This is a genomic window from Streptomyces sp. NPDC060366, assembly GCF_042725135.1.
Taxonomy (GTDB): Bacteria; Actinomycetota; Actinomycetes; order Streptomycetales; family Streptomycetaceae; genus Streptomyces.
Window position 1 is genome coordinate 279621 of the sequence record NZ_JBHXDC010000005.1, and the last position, 26103, is coordinate 305723.

Here is a 26103-nt window from a genome sequence, read left to right on the forward strand (position 1 = left end):
GCCGGTCGTCAGGGTGTGATGGCGATGTTCGTCAGGCCGCGCCCGCCGGTCACCGTGTTGTTCGAGTGCACCGTCGTCCGGCAACCGGCCGTGTCGGCGGTGACGTTGATGGCGAGCTGCTTGTCGCCTGTGGCGCCGGTGAGGTCCGACTTGTTGCCCCGGAAGACGGTGCCGCAGCCCCAGCCCGACTGCTGCGTGTGGGTCTCGAAGCCGTTGTTGGTGGTGTTCTTCCCGGTGTTGTTCTCGACGAGCGTGTTGTTGCCCTTCACGTCGACCCAGGAGTCGTCGAAGTTGGCACCGGTCAGCCCCCGGCCGTCGAAGGTGTTCCCGATGATCTTCGCTCCGGTGGTGCCCTCCTTGATGTCGATCGCCTCGCCGCCGACGTCGGGGCCGATCGTGTTGCCGATGATCTGCGCGTTGTCGCTCTTGTCGGAGGTGCCGCCGGCCGAGCCGACGTACACGCCTTCGCCCATGCCCCGGCCGTCGTTTCCGGTGTCGTAGATCCGGGAGTTCTTGATGACTCCGTCGCGGCTGGTCTTGCGGAAGTGGACGCCTTCCATGTCCAGGTCGTGCACGACGACGGAGTCGATGACGACGCCGTCGGCACCGTCAGCCATGATCCCCTTCTGGGCGCCGGTGAGGGTGATGCCCTTGACGGTCCAGTACGAGGCTCCGTTGAGGTGCAGCACGTACCCGCCGCCCGCGTTGAGTACGGCCTTCTCCGAACCGATGAGCGTGATACGGGAGTTGGCGGTGCCGGCGACCAGCGCCTTGAAGTTTCCGGTGTAGTTGCCGTCCGCGAGCTGGATGGTGTCTCCGGGGCGTGCGGCGGTGAGCGCCGCCTTCAGTTCGGCGGCGGTCTTCACGTTGATGACCGCCGCGTGGGCCGGTGCGGCGGCCACGGAGAGCACGCCGGCCGTCGTGGCAACGGCGAGGAGAGTGGGGAGCAGCCTTCGGGTACGCATCGCAAGCGCCTTCCTGCGGAGAGGTGTGGGGTCTCATATGCGAACAGGGGACGAGCTTGTGAACACAGGAGCTGACTCGTCACGGTAGGGACACCAGCCGACCGCGTCAAGGTCCGTACCAATAGCGGGACTTCCCGTATCTCGACGGCCCTCCGGCCCGCGACACGCCGACATTTCGGTAATCCCGACTCCTTGCAATGCACGCACGATCGATCGTACTTTTATGCCATGACGACAGCGGCGAACACCCTCACCGAAGAGACCGACCCCCTCTGCCTCTCGCCGGCGCGCGCCGCGGGGCTTCTCACCGGCGCCCCGTGGCGACGGTTCGCGGTGGCCGGCGACAGTCTGGCGGCCGGGACCGGGGATCCGAGCCCCGGCTACGCGAGCCTGCCGTGGGGCAGCCGGGTCGCCGACACCTTGCGCCGTGTCTGTCCGGAGCTGGCGTATCTGAACACCGGCACGATCGGAGCCACCACATCCGACACGCTGGACCAACAGATGGACGAGATCGTCGCGTTCGGCCCGGATCTGCTCCATATCTCCTGCGGGGCCAACGACTTGTTCCGGCGGCAGCCCGACTTCGAGGTCATCGAGGGTATGGCGCGGCGGGTGTTCGAGCGGGCGGCGGCGACCGGGGCGCGGCTGACGACGTTCACCCTCGGCAGGGCCTTCGACGTGTCGGCGTTCCCCGACTTCCCCCAGCGGGTGCGCACGCTCAACGCGATCACCTCGGCCCTGGCCGCGGAGCACGACGTGGTCCTCGTCGACATGTGGGACCACCCGCTCAACTCGCGGCCGGATCTGCTGAGCGCCGACCGCATCCACTTCTCGACGTCGGGTCAGGCGGTGATGGCGTCCGAGGTGGTCAAGGGACTGGCGCGGGTGATCGACGCACCGGCGGCCACCACGACCTGGTGGTGACGACCGCCGGAACAGCGGGGCGGCGACCCGCGTACGTACACGCGGGACCGACCGCCGCCCCGCCGCCCGTCAGGCGTTCGGGTCGAACGGGATGTCGGCCGGCTTCGCCTTGGCCAGATGCGAGTTGAACGTGCTGTCCTTGATCCCGAGCGTGGCGCTGCCGAAGTCGGCCCCGCTCAGCTTGTCGCGCAGACCGGCGGGGTAGCCCTCCCAGCCGACGAGCGTCGGGTACTGCCAGGTGCCCTTGTGGTTCTCCGGCGGCTCGTCGCCGGTGCTCGCGGCGCGGAAGGCGTGCGTGCTGCCGCCGTCCTTGTGGTAGACGATCTTGGCGTGGGTGCCGTCGAACTGGATCTGGGACCGGTTGTGGACCGAGAAACCGCCGTGGGCGGAGGTCGACACGTACTCGACGTTGTTGTCCCGCACCCACACCACGACGTGTTCCCAGTCGTGGCGGTGTCCGGCACTGCCGCCGCCGAGCGAGACCTGGTCCTTCTCGAAGTAGGAGGCGTACATGATCGCGCACCAGCCGTTGTTGCACTTCTCGCGCGAGTAGCCGTTGGTGTTCTCCAGGTCCGACAGGTCACGGCAGTTGCCGTTGACGTCACCGCCCATGCCCAGGCCGGGGGCGATGGTGCCGTCGGGGCCGATGGCGGGGCTGGCGTAGCAGCCGTCACCGTCGTAGTCGTAGGCGGGCTGGAACGTCTGCTCCTGTCCGCCCGCGTTGCCGGGCAGGGCCCGTGGGGGGTCGGCGTGGGCGGTGGCCGGTGCGGCCACCACCAGTGCTACGGCTCCGACGAAACTCGTGAGGGCGATCCTCCCGAGCCGTCGCGGCGAACGTGTCCGCTTGGCCGAGGGCCAACTCTTCTTCACTGCGTCCTCCTGGTCGAACCCGCCGTGGGGAGCGGGTAGGGCCGGGCCGCCATGGCACACATGTCATCCATGTCGTGCTCATGGCGGCCCTGATCACGCAGAGTCTGCCCGGAGTTGACGATCACCCGCAGCCGAATCAGGGCATCGGACGGCCGTGGCCCCGCGCGTGGTCCGGCATGCGGCTCAGCCCTCGACGTCCTCCGTGCCGAGCGACTCGTAGCGCGCCCGGTCCCGGCGGCGGATGCGCAGGGCCATCCCCACTCCGACCAGGAACAGCACCGGAAGCGGCAGCAGCAGGGACCAGTTGACGGCCGGGCCGGCGGCCGTGAGGAGGTCGAGCTGGGAGATCGAGAGCCACACCAGCACCACCAGGCCGACGGCGGCAATGGCGGGTGCCACCAGTACGCGCCAGGGCGAGTGTCCGCGGAGGTTCTTGGCGAAGAAGCAGACCACCGCGAGCGCGGTGAGCGCTTCGAGCGCGAGGATGCCGAGCACACCGGGCGCGGCCGACCAGAGGAAGACCACGAGGTACGGGTCGGCGCCCAGGACCATCGCCAGGCCGAGGACCAGGGCGTTGACGGCGGTCTGTGCGACCGTGCCGCCGACCGGTGCGCCGGACCGCCGGTGGATCCTGCCGAACGAGGTGGGCAGTACGCCCTGCCGGCCGAGCGCGAAGAAGTAGCGGGACGCGGCGTTGTGGAAGGCGAGGGCGGCGGCGAAGGCGCTCGTACAGAGCAGGATCTGACCGAAGTCGGAGGCCCACGCGCCGACGTAGTGGGTGATCGAGGCGAACGTCATGTTCGCCACGTCGTCACCGCCGGCGAACGCGAGCGCCCCGTCGGAGCCGTACGCGACGAACACGCACCACACCGAGAAGGTGTAGAAGACCGCGAGGAAGCCGATGGCGATATAGGTGGCGCGCGGGATCGTACGGGCCGGGTCGCGGACCTCCTCCGCGTAGAGCGCGGTCGCCTCGAAGCCGATGAATCCGCCGGCGGTCAGCACCAGCAGCGCCCCGAAGCCGTCGTGGGTGATCAGGCTCGGTGCGAAGACGCTGACCGTCGGGCCGCTCGCGCCGCCCTTCACCAGCACGAACACCTCGTAGATGACGAGCACGAGCAGTTCGAGCCCGAGGGCGATGCCGAGCACGCGGGCGCCGAGCGTGACCTTGGAGTAGCCGAGGAACGCGACCGCCGCCGTGCCGACGACGGCGATCAGCTGCCAGGGGACGTCCACGCCGAAGAGGGACGAGAAGGTGTTCGCCGTGTAGTAGGCGAAGCCGGCCAGCAGACAGACGGCCATCGCGTTGTACGCCACGAGCGCGACCAGCGCGGAGCCGATGCCGAGCGGGCGGCCGAGACCACGCGCGATGTAGGAGTAGAAGGCACCGGCGTTCTTGATCATCGGGCTCATCGCGGTGAACCCGGCGGCGAAGAGCAGCAGGATCGCGCCGGGCACGATGTAGCCGTACGCGGCCGACTCGCCGCCCGTACGGATCGCGAGCGGCACCACGCCGGCCATGACCGTCAGGGGCGCGGCGGCGGCCACGACGAAGAAGACCAGGTCCTTGGTGGTCAGCCCGGCGTTGGCGAGGCGGACCGGCCGGGGCTCGGCGCCGGGGCCCGTGTCCTGCCCCTCGGCGCGTGTGTCAGACAAGTTCGCCATGACGGTCCTCCCCCGCGGGCAGCTGCGTTCTCTCGTCCGTCCGGTCGACCCAGACCTGTGTGCCGCGCTGGACGCGGACTATGTGCTCCCGGCCGTATGCCTTCGCGGTGTCGAGCGGGTTCAGTCCGAGCGCGAGCACGTCCGCGCTCTTGCCGACGGTCAGTGAGCCTGTGACGTCGTCGACCCGTAGCGCGCGTGCGCCGTTGAGCGTGGCGGCGACGAGGGCGTCCATGGGCGGCATGCCCGTCTCGATCATCGTCCTGACCTCGGTGAGGGTGGAGATCCCGAAGGGGACGGTCTCGCTGGAGAAGCTGTCGCTGCCCACGGCGATGCGTACGCCGGCCGTGCGGGAGGCGTTGAAGTTGTCGGCCACGCGGTTCTTCTCCTTCTCGACCATCGTCTCGCCCCGGTACGACTCCAGGCCCTGACGCGGCGGCGGCGGGTAGTGGTCGAACCACGGGCCGAGGAACAGCTGAAGCGTCGGTACGTGGACGACGCCCTGGTCGCGCATCATGTCGATGCACTCCTCGTCCAGCTCCTCGCCGTGCTCCAGTGTGGCGACCCCGGCCCGCAGACAGTCCTTGGTCGCCGCCAGGGACTCGGCATGGGCGAGGACCGGGGCGCCGACCATACGCGCCTCCCGGACGACCGCGCGAAGTTCGTCGAGGTCGAAGTGCTGGTCGGTCTCCAGCTCCTTGTCCCACATGCCGCCGCCGGTGGCCCAGATCTTCACGGCGTCCGAGCCCATGCGGTTCAGCAGCCGGACGGTCTTGCGGATCTCCTCGGGGCCGTCCGCGAGCAGTGCCCAGGGGTGGCTGCGCTGGACGAGGTCGCAGTGGAGGTTGTGCGCGTCGCCGTGGCCGCCGGTACGGGAGATGCCGGGGCCGCAGGCCACGATCCGTGGTCCGGGCAGTCTGCCGGCGTTGACGGCCCGCTTCAGGCGCAGCCCGTTGCGGGAGATGTCCCGGATGGTGGTGACGCCGTGGACCATCAGTTCGCGCATCTGGACGGTCGACTCGACGGCCTGCTGAAGATCGTCCTCGATGACCCACTGGGTGAAGTCGGAACTCTGTGTGCCGCCGAGATGGGTGTGACAGTCGATGAGGCCCGGGACGAGGGTCGCGTCGTGGAGATCGACGTGTTCCGCCGTGCCGGGCACCTGTACCTCGGCCTCGGTGCCTACCGCGGTGATGACGCCGTCGGTGATCACGAGAACGGCGTTGTCGACCGGGTCGGCACCTGTCCCGTCGATCAGTGTGGACGCATGGAGAGCTTGTATTTTCGTTGCCATGGAGCACCTCTACCGTCAAAGTGATGGCAGGAAGCTAGCTCCACGATCGATATGGTGTCAATGAGTCCTGTCGAGTAATCTCCTGACGAAAGTGGCGGGTCCAGCGGACCCGACGGCCTTCCACACCCGAGGAGCACCGTGCGACACGGACAATTCAGCGGCCTTCGGCCCGCCGACCTGGACGAGACGGACCGGACTCTGGTCCGCATCCTCCAGGCGGACGGGCGCACGCCGGTCGCCGAACTGGCACGGACGGTGGGGCTGTCGCACGCGGCCACACGCCAGCGGCTCAACCGGCTCATCGCGGAGCGCATCGTCGCGGTGGGCACCATGACCCACCCGGGCACACACGGTCTCCACCGCTCGGCGATGGTGGGGATCCGGTGCGACTCACGGACCCGGAGCGTCGCGGAGAGCGTGTCGAAGCTGGACGAGGCGTACTACGTGGTGACGGGCATGGGCGCGTACGACCTCATCGTGGAGGTCATGGCGCGGGACGACGCGCACCTGCTCGACCTGATCGCGTCGATCAGGTCGATCACCGGGGTGCTGTCCACGGACGTGACACTGATCGCGGAGACCACCAAGTGGGTCTACGCGCCGGACTTCACGGGCTGAGCGGCTCCGCCGTTCAGACGCCCGCGGTCTCGCGCGGCCGGCTCCCCGCGAACGTCACAACCAGTTCGCCGTTCTGGGCGTCGACCAGGATCGTCTCGCCGTCCTCGACGTCCCCGCGCAGCAGCGCCCGGCCGATGAGGGTCTCGACCTCGTGGGAGATGTAGCGGCGCAGCGGCCTGGCGCCGTAGACGGGGTCGAAGCCCTGGTGGGCGATGAGTTCGCGGGCGTGCGGGGTGAGGTCGACGCCGATGCGGCGTTCGGCCAGACGCTCGCGCAGTTCGTTGAACTGGAGCTCCACGATGCGCTCGATCTGGTCGAGGCCGAGCGGCTTGAAGAGCACGATGTCGTCGACCCGGTTGAGGAATTCGGGGCGGAAGTGGCCGCGCAGCTCGGCCGTCACCAGTTCGCGCGCGTCGGGCCTGATCTCGCCGTCGGCGGTGGCGCCGTCGAGCAGGTGGGACGACCCGATGTTGGACGTCATGATGATCACCGTGTTGCGGAAGTCGACCGTGCGGCCCTGGGCGTCGGTGATACGGCCGTCGTCCAGGATCTGGAGCAGGGTGTTGAAGACGTCGGCGTGCGCCTTCTCGATCTCGTCGAACAGGACGACGGAGTACGGCTTGCGGCGCACGGCCTCGGTGAGCTGGCCGCCCTCCTCGTACCCGACGTAGCCGGGAGGCGCGCCGACGAGCCGGCTGACCGTGTGCCGCTCCTGGTACTCGCTCATGTCGAGGCGGACCATGTTCTCCTCGGAGTCGAAGAGGGCCGCGGCGAGAGTCTTGGCGAGTTCGGTCTTTCCCACTCCGGTCGGCCCCAGGAAGATGAACGACCCGATGGGCCTGCGCGGGTCGCGGATACCGGAGCGGGCCCGGATGATGGCGTCGGCGACCAGCCGGACGGCCTCGTCCTGTCCGATGACGCGCTCCTGGAGTATCTCGTCCAGGCGCAGCAGCTTCTCGCGCTCGCCCTCCTGGAGCCGTGCCACGGGAATGCCGGTCCAGGCGGCCACGATCTCGGCGATCTCGTCCTCGGTGACCACTTCCCGGAGCAGGCTGGACTCGCCCTGTTTGACGGCGAGTTGTTCCTCCTCGGCGGTGAGCCGGCGTTCCAGGTCGACGGTCCTGCCGTAGCGCAGTTCGGCGGCCCGGTCGAGGTCGTAGTTCCGTTCGGCCTCCGCCGCCTCGCGCCGCGCCTGTTCGAGCTCCTGGCGCAGGTCCTGGACCCGGCGGATCGCCTGGCGCTCGGCTTCCCACTGCGCCTGTGCGGCATCGGCCTCGCCGCGCAGATCGGCGAGTTCGCGGCGCAGTTCGTCGAGCCGGACCTGGCTGGCGGGGTCCGGCTCCTTGGAGAGCGCGGCCTCCTCGATCTCCAGGCGGGTGACCCGGCGGGTGATCTCGTCCAGTTCGGCGGGCATGGAGTCGATCTCGGTACGCAGCCGGGCACAGGCCTCGTCCACGAGGTCGATGGCCTTGTCCGGGAGGAAGCGGTCGGAGATGTAGCGGTGGCTGAGGGTGGCCGCCGCCACCAGGGCGGTGTCCTGGATCCGTACGCCGTGGAAGACCTCCAGCCGCTCGCGCAGCCCGCGGAGGATGGAGACGGTGTCCTCGACGCTCGGTTCGTCCACCAGCACCTGCTGGAAGCGCCGTTCGAGGGCGCCGTCGGACTCGATGTGCCGGCGGTACTCGTCCAGGGTGGTGGCGCCGATCATGTGGAGTTCGCCGCGGGCGAGCATGGGCTTGAGCATGTTGCCCGCGTCCATCGCCCCCTCGGGGCCGCCTCCGGCGCCGACCACGGTGTGGAGCTCGTCCACGAAGAGCAGGATGCGCCCGGCGGCGGCCTTGACCTCGTTCAGTACGGCCTTGAGGCGTTCCTCGAACTCACCGCGGTATTTGGCGCCGGCGACCAGGGACCCCATGTCGAGGGAGAAGACGGTCTTGTCGCGCAGTCCTTCGGGGACGTCTCCGCGCAGGATGCGCTGGGCGAGCCCTTCCACGACGGCCGTCTTGCCGACGCCGGGGTCCCCGATGAGGACCGGGTTGTTCTTCCGTTTACGGCTGAGGATCTGGGTGACGCGGCGGATCTCGGCATCGCGGCCGATCACCGGGTCGAGTGTGCCCGCGCGCGCCTCGCCGACCAGGTCACGGCCGTACTTCTCCAGGGCCTCGTAGGCCCCTTCGGGAGTCGCGGAGGTGACGCGCTGGTTGCCGCGGACCCGGGTGAGCGCGGCCAGGAAGGCGTCCGTGGTGACGCCGTGCTGCTTGAGGAGGCGGCCGGCGGGGGTGGCGGAGCCCTCGTCGACGAGGGCGAGCACGAGGTGTTCGACGGAGACGTACTCGTCCTTCAGGCGGTGCGCCTCCTGTTCGGCTGCGTCCAGCAGCCGGCTGAGGCGCTGGGTGACGAAGACCTGGCCGGGGGTCGTTCCGGGGCCGGTGGTCCGGGGCCTGCGGGAGAGTTCGGCCTCCACGTCGGTGCGCAGCGCGGCGGTGTCGGCGCCCGCCTGGTCCAGCAGACGGGGTACGAGTCCGTCGCGCTGGTCCAGGAGCGCCAGCAGCAGATGGTCGCCGTCGGTCTCGTTCTGCCCGAGCCGCAGGGCCACGGTCTGGGCGTCCTGGAGGGCTTCCTGGGACTTCTGGGTGAGCCGGTTCATGTCCATGTCTGCTGATCACTCCCGGTACCGCTGCGGCGCAGCGCGGTTTCGAGGCGGGTGATGCGGTCGAGGAGGTCGACCACCACTCCGAGCGAGGCGTAGTTGAGGCAGAGGCCGACCCTGAGCCGTTCCAGACGGGCGAGGTCGAGCGGGGCGCTCTGGGCGAACCGGAGCCGGCCGGACGCCTCCCGGCGGGCGTCCAGCAGTCCGAGGGCGACGAACTTGCGGACGACGTCGGGGTGCAGCCCCGAGCGGCGGGCGACGGTTTCCAGGGAGAGGCCGGGGAGCGGCACCAGCGCGTAGACGGTGCGCCGTGGGGTGGTCACGGTGTCCTCCTCGGGTCGAAGTCGGAGGCTCCGGCGAGCTGTTCGAAGAGGTCGCGCTCGCGGTCGGTGGGGTGCGGCGGCACCGTGATCCGCAGTTCGGCGTAGAGGTCGCCGTCCGGTCCGCGCGGGTTGGGCAGGCCCTGGCCGCGCAGCCGGAGCCGGCGTCCGCTGGAGGAACCGGCCGGGACGGTGACCTTGGCGGTGCCCTGTGGTGTGGGGACGGGAAGGGTCGCGCCGAGCGCGGCTTCCCAGGGGGTGAGGGGCAGTTGGACGGAGAGGTCGCGGCCCTGGACGCGGAAGGTGTCGTGGGGTGCGAGGCGCACCCTCAGATAGAGGTCGCCCGCGGGTGCGTCGCCGCTGCCCCGGCCGCCCTGTCCGGCGAGGCGGATCCGCTGCCCGTCGGTGACGCCGCGCGGGATGTTGACGTCGTACGTCCGCTGTCCGTCGGGCCCGCCGAGGGTGACGGTGCGGTGGCCGCCGCGGTACGCCTCCTCGACGGTGAGGGTCAGTTCGGCCTCCTGGTCGGCGCCGGGCACCCGGCTTCGGGCCCCCCGGGCACCGAACATCCCGCCGAAGAGGTCTTCGAAGTCGATGCCGCCGGGGCCTTCGGAGCCGCCGAAGGGATCGCCGCCGTCGCCGTGCCCCCGGACGTGACGCACCCGTCCCCCGCCGCCGGGGCCCGTCCGGCCGCCGGGCCATCCGCCGCCGCCCGCGCCCGCTCCGGCCGCCACGCGTTCGCCGTATGCGTCGTATGCGTCGTAATCCTCCGGTATCTGGCGGAAGTCGGCGCCGAACCGGTCGTAGCGCGCGCGGGTCTTCGGGTCGGAAAGCACGCTGTACGCCTCGTTGAGTTCCTTGAAGCGTTCCTCGGCGCCGGGATCCCTGTTGATGTCCGGGTGGTACTTCCGGGCGCGGGCGCGGTACGCCTGCTGGATCTCCTCGGTGGTCGCGGTGCGCGGCACGCCGAGGGCCTCGTAGAGGTCGACTGCCATGGGCTCGTCACTCCTGCCGCTTGCTGACGACGGCGGCCATCGGGCGCAGTTGGTGGCCGGGGGTGCCGTAGCCGGGGCGCAGGCACTTCACGACCGTGCCCGGCTCGGTGCCGGGATCGTCCACGACACTGACGACCTCGTGTCTGGCCGGGTCGAAGGGGACGCCGGTCTCGTCGTCCCTGGGGTAGCCGAGGCGGTGGAGGACGTCGACGGCCTGGTCGCGTACGGCCTTGACCCCCTGGACGACGGAGTCGGAGCCGGACTCGGCGTGGGTCAGGGCGAGTTCGAGGTTGTCCAGCACGGGCAGCCATTCGGTGCAGACGCGGGCGCGTTCCGCCTCGCGTTCCCGTGGCAGCTCCTTCGTATGGCGTTTACGGAGGTTGTCCAGGTCGGCGAGGGCGCGTCGCCAGCGGTCCCGCAGTTCCGAGGACTCGGACGGCTCGGCGGACTCGGGCGTGGCCGGCTCGGGCGTGGGGGACTCGGTGGCTTCGGTGGACGGGCCGGAGGAGCCGGGTGATCCGGGCTCGTTCGGCGTACCGCCCGCGGACGGCGGTTCGTCCACCGGTTCCGGGGAGTTGGTCATGGCGGCGGCTTCAGCTCTTGTCGAATTCGGCGTCGATGACGTCGTCGTCGGCGTCGCGGGATCGCGAGTCCTCCTCGGTCCCGCGCTCCTGTCCGCCTCCGTCACCCGTGCCCGGCGCAGGTCCGGCCCGGCGGGCGGCCAGCGCCGCGTACACCTGCTGGAGTTCGGAGGTCAGCGACCTGGCCCTGGCCGGATCCGACTCGTCCTTGACGGCCTGGCGGGCGTCGGTGACCAGCATCTCCGCGCGGGCCTTCTCGTGTTCGGGCGCGGAGTCGCCGAGTTCGGTGAGGGTCCGCTCCACCTGGTAGGCCACGGTGTCGAGTTCGTTGCGCGCGTCGACGGCCTCGCGCAGTGCCTGGTCCTCGCCACGGTTGCTCTCGGCCTCGCCGACCATCCGCTCGACCTCGGAGGGGTCGAGGTTGGAGCCCTCGCTGATGGTGATGGACTGTTCCCTGCCGGTCGCCTTGTCCTTCGCGGTGACGTCGAGGATGCCGTTGGCGTCGATGTCGAAGGTGACGTCGATCTGTGGTTCGCCACGGGGCGCGGGGCGGATGTCGGTGAGCTGGAAGCGGCCCAGCACCCGGTTGTCCGCGGCCCGTTCACGTTCGCCCTGCACCACCACGACGTCCACGGCCGGCTGGTTGTCCTCGGCGGTGGAGAACGTTTCGGAGCGGCGGACGGGGATCGTGGTGTTCCGCTCGATGATCTTCGTCATGACGCCGCCGCGCGTCTCGACGCCGAGGGAGAGCGGTGTGACGTCGAGCAGCAGGACGTCCTTGACCTCACCCTTGAGGACACCCGCCTGGATCGCGGCGCCGAGCGCCACGACCTCGTCGGGGTTGACGCTCATGTTGGGGTCCTTGCCGCCGGTGAGCCGGCGGACCAGTGCCTGTACGGCGGGGATACGGGTGGAGCCGCCGACCAGGATGACCTCGTCGATGTCCTGGTCGCTCACCTTGGCGTCGGCGAGCGCCTGCTGGACGGGGTCCAGACAGCGCTCCACGAGATCGGCGGTGATCTGCTCGAACGTGGACCGCATGACCGTCTCGGTCAGATGCTTGGGGCCGGAGGCGTCCGCGGTGACGAAGGGCAGGCTGACCTGCGTCTGGCTGACCGAGCTGAGTTCGGTCTTGGCCTTCTCGGCGGCTTCGAAGAGCCGTTGCAGAGCCTGCGGGTCCTGTCGCAGGTCGATGCCGTTCTCCCGCTGGAAGGTGTCGGCGAGGTGATCCACGAGACGGCGGTCGAAGTCGTCGCCGCCGAGGTGGCTGTCACCGGCGGTGGAACGCACCTCGACCACCCCGTCCCCGACGTCGAGGACGCTCACGTCGAAGGTGCCGCCGCCGAGGTCGAAGACGAGCACGGTCTCGTGCTGCTTCTTGTCCATCCCGTACGCGAGCGCGGCGGCCGTCGGCTCGTTGATGATGCGGAGCACTTCGAGGCCGGCGATCCGGCCGGCGTCCTTGGTGGCGGTGCGCTGCGCGTCGTTGAAGTAGGCGGGCACGGTGATGACGGCTTCGGTGACCCGTTCGCCCATGGACTTCCCCGCGTCGTCGGCGAGTTTGCGCAGCACGAGCGCGCTGATCTCCTCGGGGGCGTACAGCTTTCCCCGTACGTCGATACGGGCGACGCCGCCGTCGCCCTCGACCACGTCGTACGCGACGGCCTTGGCCTCGTCGGATATCTCGTCGTAGTGGCGGCCTATGAAACGCTTGGCCGAGTAGATGGTGCCCTTCGGATTGAGGATCGCCTGGCGCCGGGCGAGTTGCCCGATCAGGCGCTCCCCCGAGTCGGTGTATCCGACCACGGAGGGTGTGGTGCGGGTGCCCTCCGCGTTGGGGAGCACTCTCGCCTCGCCGCCCTCCCACGCGGCGATCACCGAGTTGGTGGTACCGAGATCGATTCCTACTGCCTTGGCCATGGAAGAACTCCTCAGAACTGCCGCTCCCAGGCGCTCGGCCGCAGACATTCGGCCCGCCGCGACGGCGGGGCCGGGCCCGGTGAACCGCTCCGCGTCGACGAGGCCGTTGAGCGTCAGGGCCTCGTCTTCTTCCTCGCCCCGCGGGTCGTGCGCCCGGTGGCCGGCGCATGCCACTCACTGCCGTCCAGTTTCACATCATTTGCCATGGCATGCGAAAGGTGCGAGCCGTGGTGCGCGTCGTGTGAGGTCAGCGGCGGTACCGGGCCGCGTTGGGCGGGCGCCCCGGCGGGTACTCCGGGGTGGGCGGAGTCACGACGGCGGGGATGGCGCGGGCCTCGGCGACTCCGCCGTGGACGGTGAGGGCGTCGCCGTAGTGGTGGATCCGCAGCGGGGCACCGGTCGGGAGGGTGTACGTGGCGGTCGTCGGGGTGATCTCCACACGGAGGTGGCGGCCCTGGAACTGCATCGTGAACGCGAGCCGGCTGATCTCCTCCGGCAGCCTCGGCGAGAAATCCAGCCTGTCCCAGCCGTGCCTCATCCCGCCGAAGCCGACCACCAGCACCATCCAGGCGCCCGCGAGCGAGGCGATGTGGAGACCGTCCCGCGTGTTGTGCTCCAGATCCTCCAGGTCCATCAGCGCGGCCTCGGTCAGATAGTCGTAGGCCAGGCGCAGATGTCCCGTCTCCGCGGCCATGACCGCCTGGCAGCAGGCCGACAGGGAGGAGTCGCGGACGGTGAGGGGTTCGTAGTAGGCGAAGTTGCGCGCCTTGTGATCGGCGTCGAAGTACGAGCTGCACTTGACCATCGCCAGGACCAGGTCGGCCTGTTTGACGACCTGCTTGCGGTAGATGTCGAAGTACGGGAAGTGGAGCAGGAGCGGGTACTGGTCGGGCCGGGTGTTCTCGAAGTCCCACACCTGGTGCCGGGTGAATCCGGCGTCCTGCTCATGGACCCGCAGCTCACTGTTGTAGGGGATGTTCATGGCGTCGGCCGCGTCGCGCCATGTCGCGCTCTCCTCGTCGTCCACACCGAGCCGGGCCGCGACGTCGGCGTTGCGCTCCACGATGTCCGCCGCCGCCGTCAGATTCGTCCGGGCCATCAGATTCGTGTACGTGTTGTCGTCCACGACGGCGCTGTACTCGTCGGGGCCGGTGACACCGTCGATGTGGAAGGCGCCGTGGTGGTCGTGGTGTCCGAGCGACCTCCACAGCCGCGCCGTCTCCACCAGCAGTTCGACGGCGCAGTCACGCTCGAACTCCTCGTCGTGCGTGGCGGACAGATAGCCCAGGGCCGCGTCGGCGATCCCGGCGTTCACATGGAAGGCCGCCGCGCCGGCCGGCCAGTACGCCGAGCACTCCGAGCCGTCGATGGTCCGCCAGGGGAACGCGGCTCCCCGCAGCCCGAGTTGCTCGGCGCGCTCACGCGCGGCCGACAGGGTGCTCTGGCGCCAGCGCAGCGCCTGTGACACCGCGTCGGGTGAGGTGTAGGTGAGCAGCGGCAGGACGAACGCCTCGGTGTCCCAGAAGGCGTGCCCGTCGTAGCCGGAGCCGGTCAACCCCTTGGCGGGGATGCCCCGTTGCTCGGCGCGGGCGCCGGCCTGGAGTACGTGGAAGAGGGCGAAGCGTACGGCCTGCTGGATCTTCTCGTCACCGTCCACCTGTACGTCGGCGCACTGCCAGAAGTCGTCGAGGTAGGTGCGCTGTTCGTCGGCGAGTCCCTTCCAGCCGATGCTCGCGGCACCGGCGAGAGCGGCGTCCACCTGGTCGGAGACGGCGGGCAGCGACCGGGTGCTGGACCAGCCGTACGCGACGATCTTGTCGAGGCGCAGGGTCTTGCCCGGGGCCAGGACGGAGGTGACGGTGAGCCGGGCGATGTCGTCGTCGGACTCGCACTCCGTCGTGGTCGGCTCGGGTCCGGACACTACGTGGTCGGCCGCGGCGCCGACGCGCAGACCGCTGTGGCGTGTGCGGTGCACCAGCCGCAGCCGGTTTCCGGAGGCGAAGGTCTCCTCCGCCTCCAGCGGTGACTCCAGCGCGACGGCGGCGCGGGGATCGGCCGCCGCGCCGGGCAGTTGCTCGTTGGCCACCAGCTCGGACTGGATCACGATGCGCACCTCGGTGTCGACCGCCTCGACCCGGTAGGAGACGGCGGCGACCGCGCGCTGGGTGAAGGACACGAGGCGGGTGGAGCGCACCCGTACGGTGCTGCCCGCCGGTGAGGTCCACTCGCAGGTGCGGTGCAGCAGGCCGGTGCGCAGGTCGAGCACCCGCTCGTGGGAGCGCAGGTGCCCGTAGCGCAGGTCGAAGGGCTCGTCGTCGACCAGCAGGCGGATGATCTTGCCGTTGGTGACGTTGATGACGGTCTGGCCGGACTCGGGGTAGCCGTAGCCGGCCTCGGCGTACGGCAGGGGATGCAGTTCGTGGACGCCGTTGAGGTAGGAGCCGGGCAGACCGTGCGGTTCGCCCTCGTCCAGGTTGCCGCGCCAACCGATATGGCCGTTGGAGAGGGCGAAGACCGACTCGCTCTGCGGGAGCACGTCGAGGTTGAGTTCCGTCTCCCGGAGCGACCAGGGCTCCACCGCGTACATCGAGTCGGTGATCATGCGCGGGGCTCCCGGTCGGCGAGGTCGGCCAGATCGGTGACGACCGTGTCCGCGCCGTGGGACCGCAGGGCGTCGGCCTGGCCCACCCGGTCGACGCCCACGACGTACCCGAAGTGTCCGGCCCGGCCCGCCTCCATGCCCGCCAGCGCGTCCTCGAACACGGCGGCGGCCGACGCCTCGACGCCGAGGTCGCCCGCCGCCGCGAGGAAGGGCGCGGGGTCGGGTTTGCCGGGCAGTCCGCGCTCCGCCGCGACGACCCCGTCGACACGGGTGTCGAAGAGGGCCTCGGCGTCGATCGCCCTGAGGATGTCGCGGCAGTTGGTGCTGGAGGAGACCACGGCGGTACGCAGCCCGGCCGCCCGGACGGCCTTGATGTAGCGCAGCGAACCGTCGTACGCGTCGACGCCGCCGGCCTTGATCCTCTTCAGCAGCCGGTCGTTCTTGCGGTTGCCCAGTCCCTGGACGGTGGCCCGGTCGGGCGGGTCGTCGGGCGCGCCTTCGGGCAGTTCGATGCCGCGCGAGGCGAGGAAGGTGCGTACGCCGTCGGCGCGGGGAAGGCCGTCGACGTACCGGTTGTAGTCGGCGACGGCGTCGAACGGGCGGAATTCCCCGTCACCGCGCTCTCGCAGGAACTCGTCGAATGTCTCCTTCCAGGCGGCCGCGTGGACGACGGCCGTCTTGGTGATGACACCGTCGAGGTCGAACAGACAGGCCTGGATTCCGTCCGGGAGGCCGAGTTTCGTCATGCGGTGCACCTTCTGGCGTGGAAGGGAGCTGCTTTCCCGGCAATCGTAGGGCGGTCGGCCGGACCGGTCCTCGGGAACATTCACCGCGCGCCGTCTCCGTCCGGCGCGGGAAAACCTGGAAAACCCCTGCGGGAATCCGGAAGGAATCCGGGCGGGAGCCTTGCGGGAATCACGGGGAAATCCCTCGGCGGGCCGACGGCCCTTCGCTCATTCGGCGGTGGCGGTGTACGGCTCGATGCCGGGCGGGATGCGTACCGCGATCATCGCGATGTCGTCCGTACCGGCGTCACCGAGGGCCACGACGAGTTCGTCGCAGAAGGTCTCCAGCGGGGCGCGGGCCAGCGCGGCCGCGTGTCGGCGCAGCCGTGTCATGCCGTCGTCGAAGGTCTCGCTGCGGCGCTCGATCAGCCCGTCGGTGTACAGCAGGACCGTCGAGCCCGGCGGCAGGGGTTCGGTGGCGTCGGGGCGGATCGTTTCGGGCACCACGCCGAGCAGTATGCTCCGGCCGCCCTCCAGGAAGCGGGTGTCGCCGTCGCGGGTGATCAGCAGCGGGGCGGGGTGCCCGGCCACGGCGTACTCGAAGACCCAGGGGCTGTCCGGTTCGGGCTTGGCGAGCAGGCCGTACAGACAGGTGAGGGTCTGTCCCGGATAGAGGATCTCGTTCGCGGCGTCCAGCCGGGCGAGGATCTTGCCCGGCGGTTCCTTGCGGTCGCAGGCGATGCCCCGCAGCATGTTGCGCATCTGGCTCATGGCGACCGCGGCCCTGAGGTCGTGGCCGGTGACGTCGCCGATGATCAGGCTGAGGGCACCGTCGGGGAGCTGGAACGCGTCGTACCAGTCGCCGCCCACTTCCGCGCTCGCCCGCGCGGGGTCGTACCGTGCCGCGATCTCCAGCGGGCCGCCGTGGGGCAGATCGGGCAGCAAGGAACGCTGGAGCCGTTCGGCCGTGTGGGCGATCTGACCGTGCAGGCGCGCGCTGTCCACGGCCATGGCGATGCGGTGGGCCAGGTCCTCGATCAGCGGCAGCCGGTCGTCGTCGTCGAGTCCGTCCGGGTCGGTGCGCACCAGGGTCAGCACGCCGAGCACCTGGTGGCGGGCGCGCAGGGGGACCAGTACGGCGCGGTGCGCGCCCAGTTGCTCGAAGGTCCGCAGCTCGACGCGGTGCAGGGCGTCGGCACCCTCGTCCGGGGCGGGGAAGTCCGCGAGACGCAGGGGCCCGGCTCCCCGCAGGGCCCGCGCCAGCGGGGCCTCGGAGGATTCGTCGGCCCGCGGGAGCAGCGCCTCCAGAAATCCGGAGGGCAGCACATCCGGCTCCCGGTGCTCCACCACCGCGCGGCGCAACTGCCCCTCGTTCTCGACCAGGTCGATCGCGCACCAGTCGGCCAGTGCGGGGACCAGCACCCTGCACAGCCGGCGCAGCCCCTGTTCCAGGTCGAGCGTGCTGGACAGCGCCTCGGACGCGTTGGCCACGATGGTCAGCCGGTCCAGGGCGTCCTGAAGGGCGCGGTCCACGTCGAAGGAGGCGTCCCCGGGCGTCGAAGTGGTCACGTCGGGCTTCCTCCTCTGCGTACGACGCCGCGCTCCACCCCTGCGAGGTGCGCTTTCGACGTCCGGACGCGCCCGAGCGTATCCCTCCGGAGCGAATCGTCCTCTTCAGGAACCGAGCTGGTCGAGGAAGGCGTGGAGATTCGCCCGGGTGCGCTCGATCTGCTGCTCCACGGTCAGGCTCTCCTCCATACGACTGCCGGGCGCCGCGGCTTTCTTTCCGCGCAGATACAGGGAGCACGCGAGATCGGTGCACATGTACAGCCCGATCGAATTCCCCTCCCGGCCCGCCTTGCCGCGTTTCCGCGCTGTCATCAGCGACACACCGCCGCCCGGATGCGTGGTCAGACAGAGGGAGCACATGCTGCGATGCAGATAACCGCGGCGACGCGCGGGATAGCGCAGCGTCACGCCGACGAGTGCGCCTTCTCTTTCGGCGACGAGATAGCCGCGGTCGGGCGCCGAGAGATCGAGCCAGCCCAGGAAGTCCAGATCGCCCCAGGGCCGCTGGTCGAGGTCGCGCGGCAGCGGAAGTCGCGCCGCCTCCCCCTTGGAGCAATTGACGAACGACGTACGGATGTCCTGCTCGGTCACGGCTTTCATGGTTCCGAAGCTAACAGTGCCTAATCGTATTAGGCAAACAATTATTTCTCCTAGGTATGCTGGAGCCATGTCGAACGAGGTCGGGCACAGGAGATGGCGCCCATGGCGCGCGCGGGACTGACGGCCGAGCGGCTGACCGAGGCGGCGGCCGAGCTGGCGGACGAGGTGGGCTTCGAGAACGTCACGGTGGCCGCGCTCGCCCGCCGCTTCGGCGTGAAGGACGCGAGCCTCTACGCCCACCTCAAGAACGCGGCGGACCTGCGGACCAGGATCGCGCTGGTGGCCGTGGACGAGTTCGCCGAGCGCATCGGCGCCGCGGTGGCGGGCCGGGCCGGCAGGGACTCGCTCACCGCGTTCGCCGACGCCTACCGGGCGTTCGCGCTGGAACGCCCCGGTCTGTACGCGGCCACCCAGCTGCGGATCGATCCGGTGCCGACGCCCCCTCCCCCGGCGTTTCTTCGCACCGTCGAGCTGACGTACGGAATGCTCCGGGCGTACGGCCTGGCGGAGCCGGACCTGACCGATGCCGTACGGCTGCTGCGCAGCACCTTCCACGGCTTCAGCACGCTGGAGGCCAACGGCGGATTCGCGGCCGACCGTGACGTCCAGGCGTCCTGGGAACGGACCGTCGAAGCCCTCCATGTCCTGCTGGAGCACTGGCCGCGCGCGGCCACCGCGGCGCCCACTGGCGCGGCCTCACCTCATAGGGTTACGTAGGGCCCGGTCGACCGACACGATTTGGAGTTCGCCGATGGTGCACGCGAGGGCCGGGCAGCCGGCGCAGCCCGGAGATCTGGTGGACGTGGCGCGGCTGGTGACGGCCTATTACGCGCTGCACCCGGATCCGGCCGAGCCCGCGCAGCGGGTCACCTTCGGTACGTCGGGCCACCGCGGCTCCGCCCTCGTGGCGGCGTTCAACGAGGACCACATCGCCGCCACCACCCAGGCCATCTGCGACTACCGGACCCGTCAGGGGACCGACGGGCCGCTGTTCCTGGGCGCCGACACGCACGCCCTGTCCGAGCCCGCCCGGGTCACCGCGCTGGAGGTGCTGGCCGCCAACGGCGCCACCGTCCTGATCGACTCCGAGGACGGCTACACGCCCACCCCCGCCGTGTCGCACGCGATCCTGACGTACAACCGGGGCCGCACCACGGGCCTCGCCGACGGCATCGTCGTCACGCCGTCGCACAACCCGCCTGCCGACGGCGGCTTCAAGTACAACCCGCCCAACGGCGGTCCGGCCGGATCGGACGCCACCTCCTGGATCCAGGACCGCGCGAACGCGCTGATCGAGGCGGGTCTCAAGGAGGTCCGCCGGATCCCGTACGCGCGGGCGCTGACCGCCGACACCACCGGGCGCCACGACTTCCTGGGCCGGTACGTCGAGGACCTGCCGTCGGTCCTGGACCTGGACGCGGTCCGCGCGGCCGGGATCCGGATCGGCGCGGACCCGCTCGGGGGCGCGTCCGTCGGGTACTGGGGCCGTATCGCCGAACGGCACCGGCTCGACCTCACGGTGGTGAACCCGCTCGCCGACCCGACCTGGCGGTTCATGACGCTGGACTGGGACGGCAAGATCCGGATGGACTGCTCGTCGCCGCACGCCATGGCCTCGCTGATCGCGCGGCGCGACGAATACACCATCGCCACCGGCAACGACGCCGACGCCGACCGGCACGGAATCGTCACGCCGGACGGCGGTCTGATGAATCCCAACCACTATCTGGCCGTCGCCATCCAGTACCTCTACGCGCACCGCGACGGGTGGCCGGCCGGTACCGGGATCGGCAAGACCCTGGTCTCCTCCTCGATGATCGACCGGGTCGCCGCCGACCTCGGCCGGACGCTCGTCGAAGTGCCCGTGGGATTCAAGTGGTTCGTCGACGGTCTGTACGACGGGAGTCTGGGCTTCGGCGGCGAGGAAAGCGCCGGCGCGTCCTTCCTGCGTCGTGACGGGAGCGTGTGGACGACCGACAAGGACGGCATCCTGCTCGCCCTGCTGGCCTCCGAGATCACCGCGGTCACGGGCTCCACCCCGTCGCAGCACTACGCGGCGCTCACCGACCGTTTCGGCGACCCGGCCTACGCCCGCGTGGACGCCCCCGCGACCCGGCAGGAGAAGGCGGTCCTCGCGAAGCTGTCGGCCGACCAGGTCACCGCCGACACCCTGGCGGGCGAGCCCATCACCGCCGTCCTCACCGAGGCGCCGGGCAACGGCGCGGCGATCGGCGGTCTGAAGGTGTGCACGGACAGCGCCTGGTTCGCGGCGCGTCCGTCGGGCACCGAGGACGTGTACAAGGTGTACGCGGAGAGCTTCCGCGGCCCGGAACACCTCGCCGAGGTGCAGGAGGAGGCCAAGACCCTGGTGTCCACGGCGCTGCGCGCCGCAGGCTGACGCGCCGCCGTCCAGGGGCGGGGGCGACGAATTTCTCCGCGTCCTGACGGCGCGCCAACACCTCTGCCGCGCGGCCGTGTTCATCCACCGGTCGTCGGGGTGACCTCCACCGCGAGGTCGTTGTCGACCGTGTAGTACGGACGCGCCGTCACCCCGCCGAGTGCGGCGGCCGGGTAGACGAAGACCGCCTTGCGGTCCGCGACGTCGTCCAGCAGCCGGGCCACCCGGATCCGCGCCACGTCGGCGGCCGGTCGGACGTACACGTCCCAGACCGCCGGCGCCGCACCCGCCCCGGCCTGTCCGCCGTCCGCCAGGAGATCCCGGTAGTCGACGGTGAACGCGAAGTCCCGGTCCCCCTCGGGCCGGAGCGCGATCCGTCGTTCGGCGCCGTCCGGGCCACGTCGGTGCAGCGACACCGCGGCGCCCTCCCCCAGCCGGGCGCCGAACAGCCGCGCGCTCACGGTCATCGAGCCGCCCGAGAAGTCGATGCGGCCGGCCTCCGCGTGCGTGGCCCGCAGCCAGGCCCGTACGGCGAGACGGCCGTCCTTGGTGGCGTACGGGATCCGGACCGCCAGCGGCGTCCTCGGGCCGTCGCCGGCACCGGACACCAGCACGCGCAGATCGCGCAGGCCGGGCAGCAGCGGTACGCGCTCCTCCCCCGGCGCGCCCAGGACGTACGCGTCCCAGCGGCCCTCCTCAAGGGCGGGTGCCGCCTCCAGGACGGCCCGCCACCGGTCCTGACCCGCGGGCTCCAGCGCGACGACACGGCCGCTCTCCTCCGCCCACCGATCCGCCTGCTCCTTCGACTGCCCCTTCGGCGGGCGCAGTTGGAGCAGCAGCCGGGGCCGCGCGGAGGCGGGCAGCGGCAGCGTCACATGTACGACGAACCGCCCCTCGCCGTCCACGGCCGTGTCCGCGCGGGGCTTCTCCACGGGTCCGCTCGTACCGCCGTTGTCGCCGCTCATCGCCGAGCCTTCCGTACGGTCCGTACAACGCTGCTCGCCGCGACGAGCGCGGTGTCCCTGGCCGCGTAACCGCCGCTCACCAGGGCGTGGTCCGTTCCGCGCGCCGGTGGCCGGCCTTCGTTGCGGGCCGCGAGCAGTTCCTCGAACAGCCGCTCGGCCTGGGCCACGACGGGGGCGGGGGCGTAGCGACGGGAGTTCTCCAGCGCGGTGCGCCCCATCCGGCGGCGCAGTTCGTCGTCGCGTACGAGGTCCAGCAGGGCGCCGGCCAGCGCGTCCCGGTCACCGACGGGGACCAGCCGGCCGTCCTCACCGGGGGTGATGATCTCGCCGGGGCCGTACTCGCAGTCGGTGCTCACGACGGGCAGTCCGCAGCGCATCGCCTCGACGATGGTCATGCCGAACGGCTCGAAGTTGGACGTCGCCGCCCCGATCGAGCCCTTGACCCACTCGGCTTCCATCGGGGTCACGGCGCCCATCAGGAAAACGTTGTTGTAGAGGCCGAGCCGGTCGATGAGCCCGCGCAGCCGCTCCTGCTCCTCGCCCTTGCCGTAGATGCGCAGTTGCCAGTCGGGGCGCTCGGCGGCGACCGCGGCGAAGGCCTCGATCAGCAGGTCGAACCGCTTCACCGGCACCAGCCGTCCGGCGGCCATCACGACGCGCTCGCGGCCGTCGGCCGGCGGGAGGGTCGGGGCCGGGACGCTGTTGGGCAGCGCCTGCACGCGTACGCCCGGCAGCCGCATCTTGCGCCGGTAGGCGGCGGCGTCGGCCTCCGTCACGGGTGTGATCGCGTCCAGGCGCGGGTAGACCCGGCGCAGCGCGTTGCGCAGGCGCGGCGGGTGGTTGTTGAGCGTGAGGTGTTCCTGTCCGACGCGCACCGTCCGCTCGGGGGCCTGGAGGGCCAGGTGCACGTTGAGGCCGGGGCGGGTGCCCACGACGACGTCGGCGTCGAGCGACGCCAGCGCCTCGCCGATGCGCTCGTCGGTGAGCGCGCTGTACTGCCGGTAGCGGTACTCGGACGAGGGGAAGATCTTCGCCGGTGTCAGATGCCGCGGGTCGTTCTTCTCGTGCCGCAGATCCACCAGGGGCCGCAGCCGCACGCGCGGGTCGGGTGTGAGGTTCGGCCGCTCCCGGTGCCGGAGAGCCGAGATGATCTCCACATCGTGCCGATCGGCCAGCGCGCGGGCCAAGTTGAACGTGGTGGTGATCGTCCCTCCTATCCCATACGCGTTGTGTATTAGAAATGAGATCTTCATGCCGTGCATGACGGGTCGCGCTCGATGAAGGTTGCTCGCGTTACCCCTTGGTAAGAAGAAAGGCGCCCTGCCGTAACCCGGCCGGCTGACGCGCCGTCGGACGCGGACCGCACTCCGGGCCGCTGGAGCATTTGCCGCATTAGGCTGTTTTACCGGCAATACGATCGGGAAGGCGGCCCTGTGGACCGACCCCTCGCTGCTGTCGAGGCAGCACGAAAAGGAGCCACCATGACCTCGGTACCCGACATCACGCTGAACAACGGCGTGGACATCCCCCAGCTCGGCTTCGGCACCTTCCAGATCCCGCCGGCCGACACCCGGGAGGCGACGCTGACCGCGCTGGAGATCGGCTACCGGCACATCGACACAGCGCAGATGTACGGCAACGAGAAGGAGGTCGGCCAGGCGGTCCGCGACTGCGGGCTCAACCGGGACGACATCTTCGTCACCAGCAAGCTGAACAACCCCTTCCACGCGCCCGACGCCGCGCACGCCGCGTTCGACCAGAGCCTCGAGGACCTCGGGCTGGAGCATCTCGATCTCTTCCTGATCCACTGGCCGCTGCCCGACGTCGGTGACTTCGTGGAGACCTGGAAGGCGCTGGAGGAGATCTACCGGTCCGGTCGGGTGCGGGCCATCGGTGTCTCCAACTTCCAGCCGAACCACCTGCGCCGCCTCCTGGCCGGCTCCGTGGTCGTTCCCGCCGTCAACCAGGTCGAGGTGCATCCGTATCTGACCCAGGACGAGGTCAGGGCGTTCGACACCGAGCACGGCATCGCCACCGAGTCCTGGTCCCCCATCGCCAAGGGCAGGGTGCTGGACGACCCGATCATCACCCGTATCGCGAACGAGGCCGGCCGGACGCCCGCGCAGGTCACGCTCCGCTGGCACATCCAGCGCGGCGACATCGTCTTCCCGAAGTCCGTGACCCGCAAGCGCGTCGAGGAGAACTTCGCCCTGTTCGACTTCGAGCTGGGCGAGGCCGACATCGCCGAGATCTCGGCCCTGAACCGGAACGAGCGCACCGGCCCCGACCCCGACCTCATGAACGGCTGACGCCCGGCCCCCTGCCCGGTCCGTGACCGATGTTCCAACTCCGCAACCATGGGCGGAGATCGGTCCGCGTATACGGCAAGATCTGTCGCATGACCGAACAACGGGGCAGCGCACCAACACAGAGCGCAACGGACGAGACCCTCGCGGCCCTGGCGGTCCGCCTCCGCGCGTCGGACACCGGCGGCTGGACGCGGGACGCCACACGGGCACTGGTCGTCCGGCTCGGCTGGGGCTGGAGCGACGGCCCCACCGTGGCCACCGGACGCTCCACCGGTGACGCGCGGCTGCGCCCGGTCGGGAAGTACGAGGAGCGCCACGTGAGCGGCGAGGCGTACGTCGAACTGGCCGTCCCCGTACGGCACACCGCGCCGGACGCCGCCTCCCAGGCGGAGGCTTTCCGGCTGGCCAAGGACGAGCTGACGGGGGCGCTCGGCCAGCCGTCGATCATGGGTGTGTACGGCAGGCTCGCGCCGTTCCTCGGCACCGTGGCGAGTTGGGGCTCCCCGTACCTTCGCTGGCGCGGTGAGACGGACACGCTCGAACTACGCGCGGGGCAGACGGGGCCCGAGCTGGTCCTTCAGCCCACCGATCCGGCGGAGAGCTGGTTCGTACGCCAGGGGAACGGCGAGGAGCACGGGATAACCGGCTTCTTCGGCTTCCGGTCCGACCCGTCGAACGGGGGCCTGACCTTCCCCGGCGGCTGGCGGGCCCACAGCTGGGAGACGGTGACCAGGGCGCTCGCCGCCTTCCTGACCACGCTGCCGGCGGAGACGACCGCGCTCCGGACCCCGATGTGGATGCCGATCTACGGCCGTATCGAGGGGAAGGGCGCACCGATCCTGTTCGACATCGACTGCGGGGACCGGCTGATGATCGCCTCCTTCGCGGACGAGGAGGTCGACCCGGCGTCGCTGGGCTGGGGCACGGCGGCCGAGTACCCGACGACCGGCCGCCCCTGGCCGGACGCCAGGCACCCGCGTCTGCGCATCGACGCGGGCGGTCCGGGCGAGCCCTCCGGCCAGGCGCTGGCCGAGACGATCGTGGCGGCCGCGCGCGCGATGGGCGTGGCGTCTCCCGAGGACCTGCTGATCGGTACCGAGGCCGGGGACGTGGGCGAGTACCGCGTCACGTACTACGGGCTGGGTCTGTCGATGGCGTGAGTGACGCCGGGTCAGGTGGTCGCTCGCCCGGCGCCGGCGACCGCCGGGCCGGTCACCGCGGAGTGATCAACTCGCCGCCGCTGTGGCAGACTTCCCCGGACGGCCGGTGACGTCCGGGGATCCCGGCCACGACGTCCGAACACGCCGTGTCGCCTCCCGTCGCTCGCCACGCACGCATCGGAGCTTCGTATGACGGCAGGGACGCCCAAACCTCAGGTGGACACCAGCAAGCCGCACCCGGCGCGGGTCTACGACTGGCTGCTCGGCGGCAAGGACCACTACGAGGTCGACCGTCTGGTGGGCGAGAGACTGCCGCCCGAGTCCAAGGACGGCGCCCGCCAGAACCGGGCGTTCATGCACCGCGCCGCCGCCTGGCTGTCCGGCGCCGGTGTCACGCAGTTCCTCGACATCGGCACCGGCATCCCCACCGAGCCCAATCTCCACCAGATCGTCCAGGCGTCCATGCCGACCGCGCGGATCGTCTACGCCGACAACGATCCCATCGTCCTGCGGCACGCCGAGGCCCTGCTCGTCAGCACGCCCGCGGGCTCGACCGACTACATCCAGGCCGATGTGCGCAAGCCGCAGGAAATACTGCGACACGCCCGCGCCACCCTGGACTTCGACCGGCCGATCGCGCTGTCCCTCATCGCGCTCATGCACTTCGTCCCGGACGACCAGGCCCCGTACGACATCGTCTCCAGCCTGGTGGACGTGCTGCCGTCGGGCAGCTATCTCGTCCTGTCGCACGCCGCGTCCGACCTCGTGCCGGAGCTGTCGGACAAGGTCGTCGCCGAGTACGCGAAGGGCGGGATCAGGCTGGGATTCCGTACCCACGCCGGGGTCGGCCGCTTCTTCGACGGTCTCGAACTGGTCGACCCCGGACTGGTCACGGCGCCCGCGTGGTTCAAGGACACGGACGCCCCCACCGCGGAGATGAGCGGCATCTACGCGGGCGTGGCCCGCATCCCGTAAC

At 70.5% G+C, this 26103-nt stretch carries 22 protein-coding genes; 7 read left to right on the plus strand and 15 right to left on the minus strand.

Annotated elements, in window-relative coordinates; translation table 11 throughout:
* Positions 1-8: 8 nt before the first annotated feature.
* Positions 9-965, minus strand: coding sequence for a right-handed parallel beta-helix repeat-containing protein (locus ACFWHU_RS16080; RefSeq protein WP_387225300.1), 957 nt, complete (start codon positions 963-965; stop codon positions 9-11).
* A 228-nt stretch (positions 966-1193) separates the two neighbouring features.
* Between ACFWHU_RS16080 and ACFWHU_RS16085 the strand changes: the two genes are divergently transcribed.
* Positions 1194-1889 (plus strand): SGNH/GDSL hydrolase family protein, encoded by a 696-nt coding sequence (locus ACFWHU_RS16085; protein ID WP_387225301.1) that lies wholly within the window; start codon positions 1194-1196, stop codon positions 1887-1889.
* A 69-nt stretch (positions 1890-1958) separates the two neighbouring features.
* Here ACFWHU_RS16085 and ACFWHU_RS16090 read toward each other — a convergent pair whose 3' ends face one another.
* The 3 genes from ACFWHU_RS16090 to ACFWHU_RS16100 all read right to left on the minus strand — a co-directional run bounded on the left by ACFWHU_RS16090 (position 1959) and on the right by ACFWHU_RS16100 (position 5715).
* Positions 1959-2759 carry an NPP1 family protein gene (locus ACFWHU_RS16090; protein WP_385798776.1) on the minus strand — a complete coding sequence of 267 codons (801 nt, stop codon included), beginning with the start codon at positions 2757-2759 and terminating at the stop codon, positions 1959-1961.
* A gap of 183 nt (positions 2760-2942) precedes the next feature.
* On the minus strand, positions 2943-4424 hold the full coding sequence (locus ACFWHU_RS16095; RefSeq protein WP_387225302.1) for an APC family permease: 1482 nt from the start codon (positions 4422-4424) through the stop codon (positions 2943-2945).
* Positions 4408-5715 carry an amidohydrolase family protein gene (locus tag ACFWHU_RS16100; RefSeq protein ID WP_385798772.1) on the minus strand — a complete coding sequence of 436 codons (1308 nt, stop codon included), beginning with the start codon at positions 5713-5715 and terminating at the stop codon, positions 4408-4410. Before ACFWHU_RS16100 ends, ACFWHU_RS16095 begins: the two co-directional genes overlap by 17 nt.
* A 138-nt stretch (positions 5716-5853) precedes the next feature.
* Here ACFWHU_RS16100 and ACFWHU_RS16105 point away from each other — a divergent pair, with 138 nt between their 5' ends.
* Positions 5854-6333, plus strand: coding sequence for an Lrp/AsnC family transcriptional regulator (locus tag ACFWHU_RS16105; RefSeq protein ID WP_159392378.1), 480 nt, complete (start codon positions 5854-5856; stop codon positions 6331-6333).
* Positions 6334-6346: 13 nt separating this feature from the next.
* On the opposite strand, the gene clpB is transcribed toward ACFWHU_RS16105, so the two are convergent.
* The 9 genes from clpB to ACFWHU_RS16150 all read right to left on the minus strand — a co-directional run bounded on the left by clpB (position 6347) and on the right by ACFWHU_RS16150 (position 18295).
* Complete coding sequence (clpB, locus tag ACFWHU_RS16110; protein WP_387225303.1) at positions 6347-8986, minus strand: ATP-dependent chaperone ClpB; 2640 nt, start codon at positions 8984-8986, stop codon at positions 6347-6349.
* Positions 8977-9306 carry a chaperone modulator CbpM gene (locus tag ACFWHU_RS16115; RefSeq protein ID WP_387225304.1) on the minus strand — a complete coding sequence of 110 codons (330 nt, stop codon included), beginning with the start codon at positions 9304-9306 and terminating at the stop codon, positions 8977-8979. Before ACFWHU_RS16115 ends, clpB begins: the two co-directional genes overlap by 10 nt.
* Positions 9303-10298, minus strand: coding sequence for a DnaJ C-terminal domain-containing protein (locus ACFWHU_RS16120; protein ID WP_387225305.1), 996 nt, complete (start codon positions 10296-10298; stop codon positions 9303-9305). The genes ACFWHU_RS16115 and ACFWHU_RS16120 overlap by 4 nt, the downstream gene beginning before the upstream one ends.
* 7 nt (positions 10299-10305) lie before the next feature.
* On the minus strand, positions 10306-10881 hold the full coding sequence (locus tag ACFWHU_RS16125; RefSeq protein WP_387225306.1) for a nucleotide exchange factor GrpE: 576 nt from the start codon (positions 10879-10881) through the stop codon (positions 10306-10308).
* Positions 10882-10891: 10 nt separating this feature from the next.
* The gene (gene dnaK, locus ACFWHU_RS16130) at positions 10892-12799 is read right to left on the minus strand and encodes a molecular chaperone DnaK (RefSeq protein ID WP_387225307.1); all 1908 of its coding nucleotides are present in this window, start codon (positions 12797-12799) and stop codon (positions 10892-10894) included.
* A 247-nt stretch (positions 12800-13046) separates the two neighbouring features.
* A complete protein-coding gene (locus ACFWHU_RS16135; protein ID WP_385798759.1) occupies positions 13047-15401 on the minus strand; it encodes a glycoside hydrolase family 65 protein in 2355 nt (784 codons plus the stop codon).
* Entirely contained in the window at positions 15398-16147 is a 750-nt protein-coding gene (locus ACFWHU_RS16140; RefSeq protein WP_387225308.1) for an HAD family hydrolase, read from the minus strand. The genes ACFWHU_RS16135 and ACFWHU_RS16140 overlap by 4 nt, the downstream gene beginning before the upstream one ends.
* 207 nt (positions 16148-16354) lie before the next feature.
* Positions 16355-17695 carry a PP2C family protein-serine/threonine phosphatase gene (locus tag ACFWHU_RS16145; protein WP_385798755.1) on the minus strand — a complete coding sequence of 447 codons (1341 nt, stop codon included), beginning with the start codon at positions 17693-17695 and terminating at the stop codon, positions 16355-16357.
* Positions 17696-17800: 105 nt separating this feature from the next.
* Positions 17801-18295, minus strand: a complete 495-nt coding sequence (locus ACFWHU_RS16150) for an FBP domain-containing protein (protein ID WP_387225309.1) — start codon at positions 18293-18295, stop codon at positions 17801-17803.
* A gap of 102 nt (positions 18296-18397) precedes the next feature.
* On the opposite strand from ACFWHU_RS16150, the gene ACFWHU_RS16155 reads away from it, so the two are divergent.
* On the plus strand, positions 18398-19012 hold the full coding sequence (locus ACFWHU_RS16155) for a TetR/AcrR family transcriptional regulator (protein ID WP_385798751.1): 615 nt from the start codon (positions 18398-18400) through the stop codon (positions 19010-19012).
* Positions 19013-19046: 34 nt separating this feature from the next.
* The gene (pgm, locus tag ACFWHU_RS16160) at positions 19047-20693 is read left to right on the plus strand and encodes a phosphoglucomutase (alpha-D-glucose-1,6-bisphosphate-dependent) (RefSeq protein WP_387225310.1); all 1647 of its coding nucleotides are present in this window, start codon (positions 19047-19049) and stop codon (positions 20691-20693) included.
* A gap of 80 nt (positions 20694-20773) precedes the next feature.
* Here pgm and ACFWHU_RS16165 read toward each other — a convergent pair whose 3' ends face one another.
* Together ACFWHU_RS16165 and ACFWHU_RS16170 are read right to left on the minus strand one after the other, a co-directional pair.
* Positions 20774-21658: a hypothetical protein gene (locus ACFWHU_RS16165; RefSeq protein WP_385798747.1), complete on the minus strand. Its 885-nt coding sequence runs from the start codon at positions 21656-21658 to the stop codon at positions 20774-20776.
* Positions 21655-22911, minus strand: a complete 1257-nt coding sequence (locus tag ACFWHU_RS16170) for a glycosyltransferase family 4 protein (protein ID WP_385798745.1) — start codon at positions 22909-22911, stop codon at positions 21655-21657. The genes ACFWHU_RS16165 and ACFWHU_RS16170 overlap by 4 nt, the downstream gene beginning before the upstream one ends.
* A gap of 228 nt (positions 22912-23139) precedes the next feature.
* On the opposite strand from ACFWHU_RS16170, the gene ACFWHU_RS16175 reads away from it, so the two are divergent.
* The 3 genes from ACFWHU_RS16175 to ACFWHU_RS16185 all read left to right on the plus strand — a co-directional run bounded on the left by ACFWHU_RS16175 (position 23140) and on the right by ACFWHU_RS16185 (position 26102).
* Positions 23140-23967, plus strand: a complete 828-nt coding sequence (locus ACFWHU_RS16175) for an aldo/keto reductase (protein ID WP_387225311.1) — start codon at positions 23140-23142, stop codon at positions 23965-23967.
* Between the two features lie 89 nt (positions 23968-24056).
* A complete protein-coding gene (locus ACFWHU_RS16180; protein WP_387225312.1) occupies positions 24057-25127 on the plus strand; it encodes a hypothetical protein in 1071 nt (356 codons plus the stop codon).
* Between the two features lie 189 nt (positions 25128-25316).
* Positions 25317-26102: an SAM-dependent methyltransferase gene (locus ACFWHU_RS16185; RefSeq protein ID WP_385798739.1), complete on the plus strand. Its 786-nt coding sequence runs from the start codon at positions 25317-25319 to the stop codon at positions 26100-26102.
* The last annotated feature ends 1 nt before the right edge of the window (position 26103 follow it).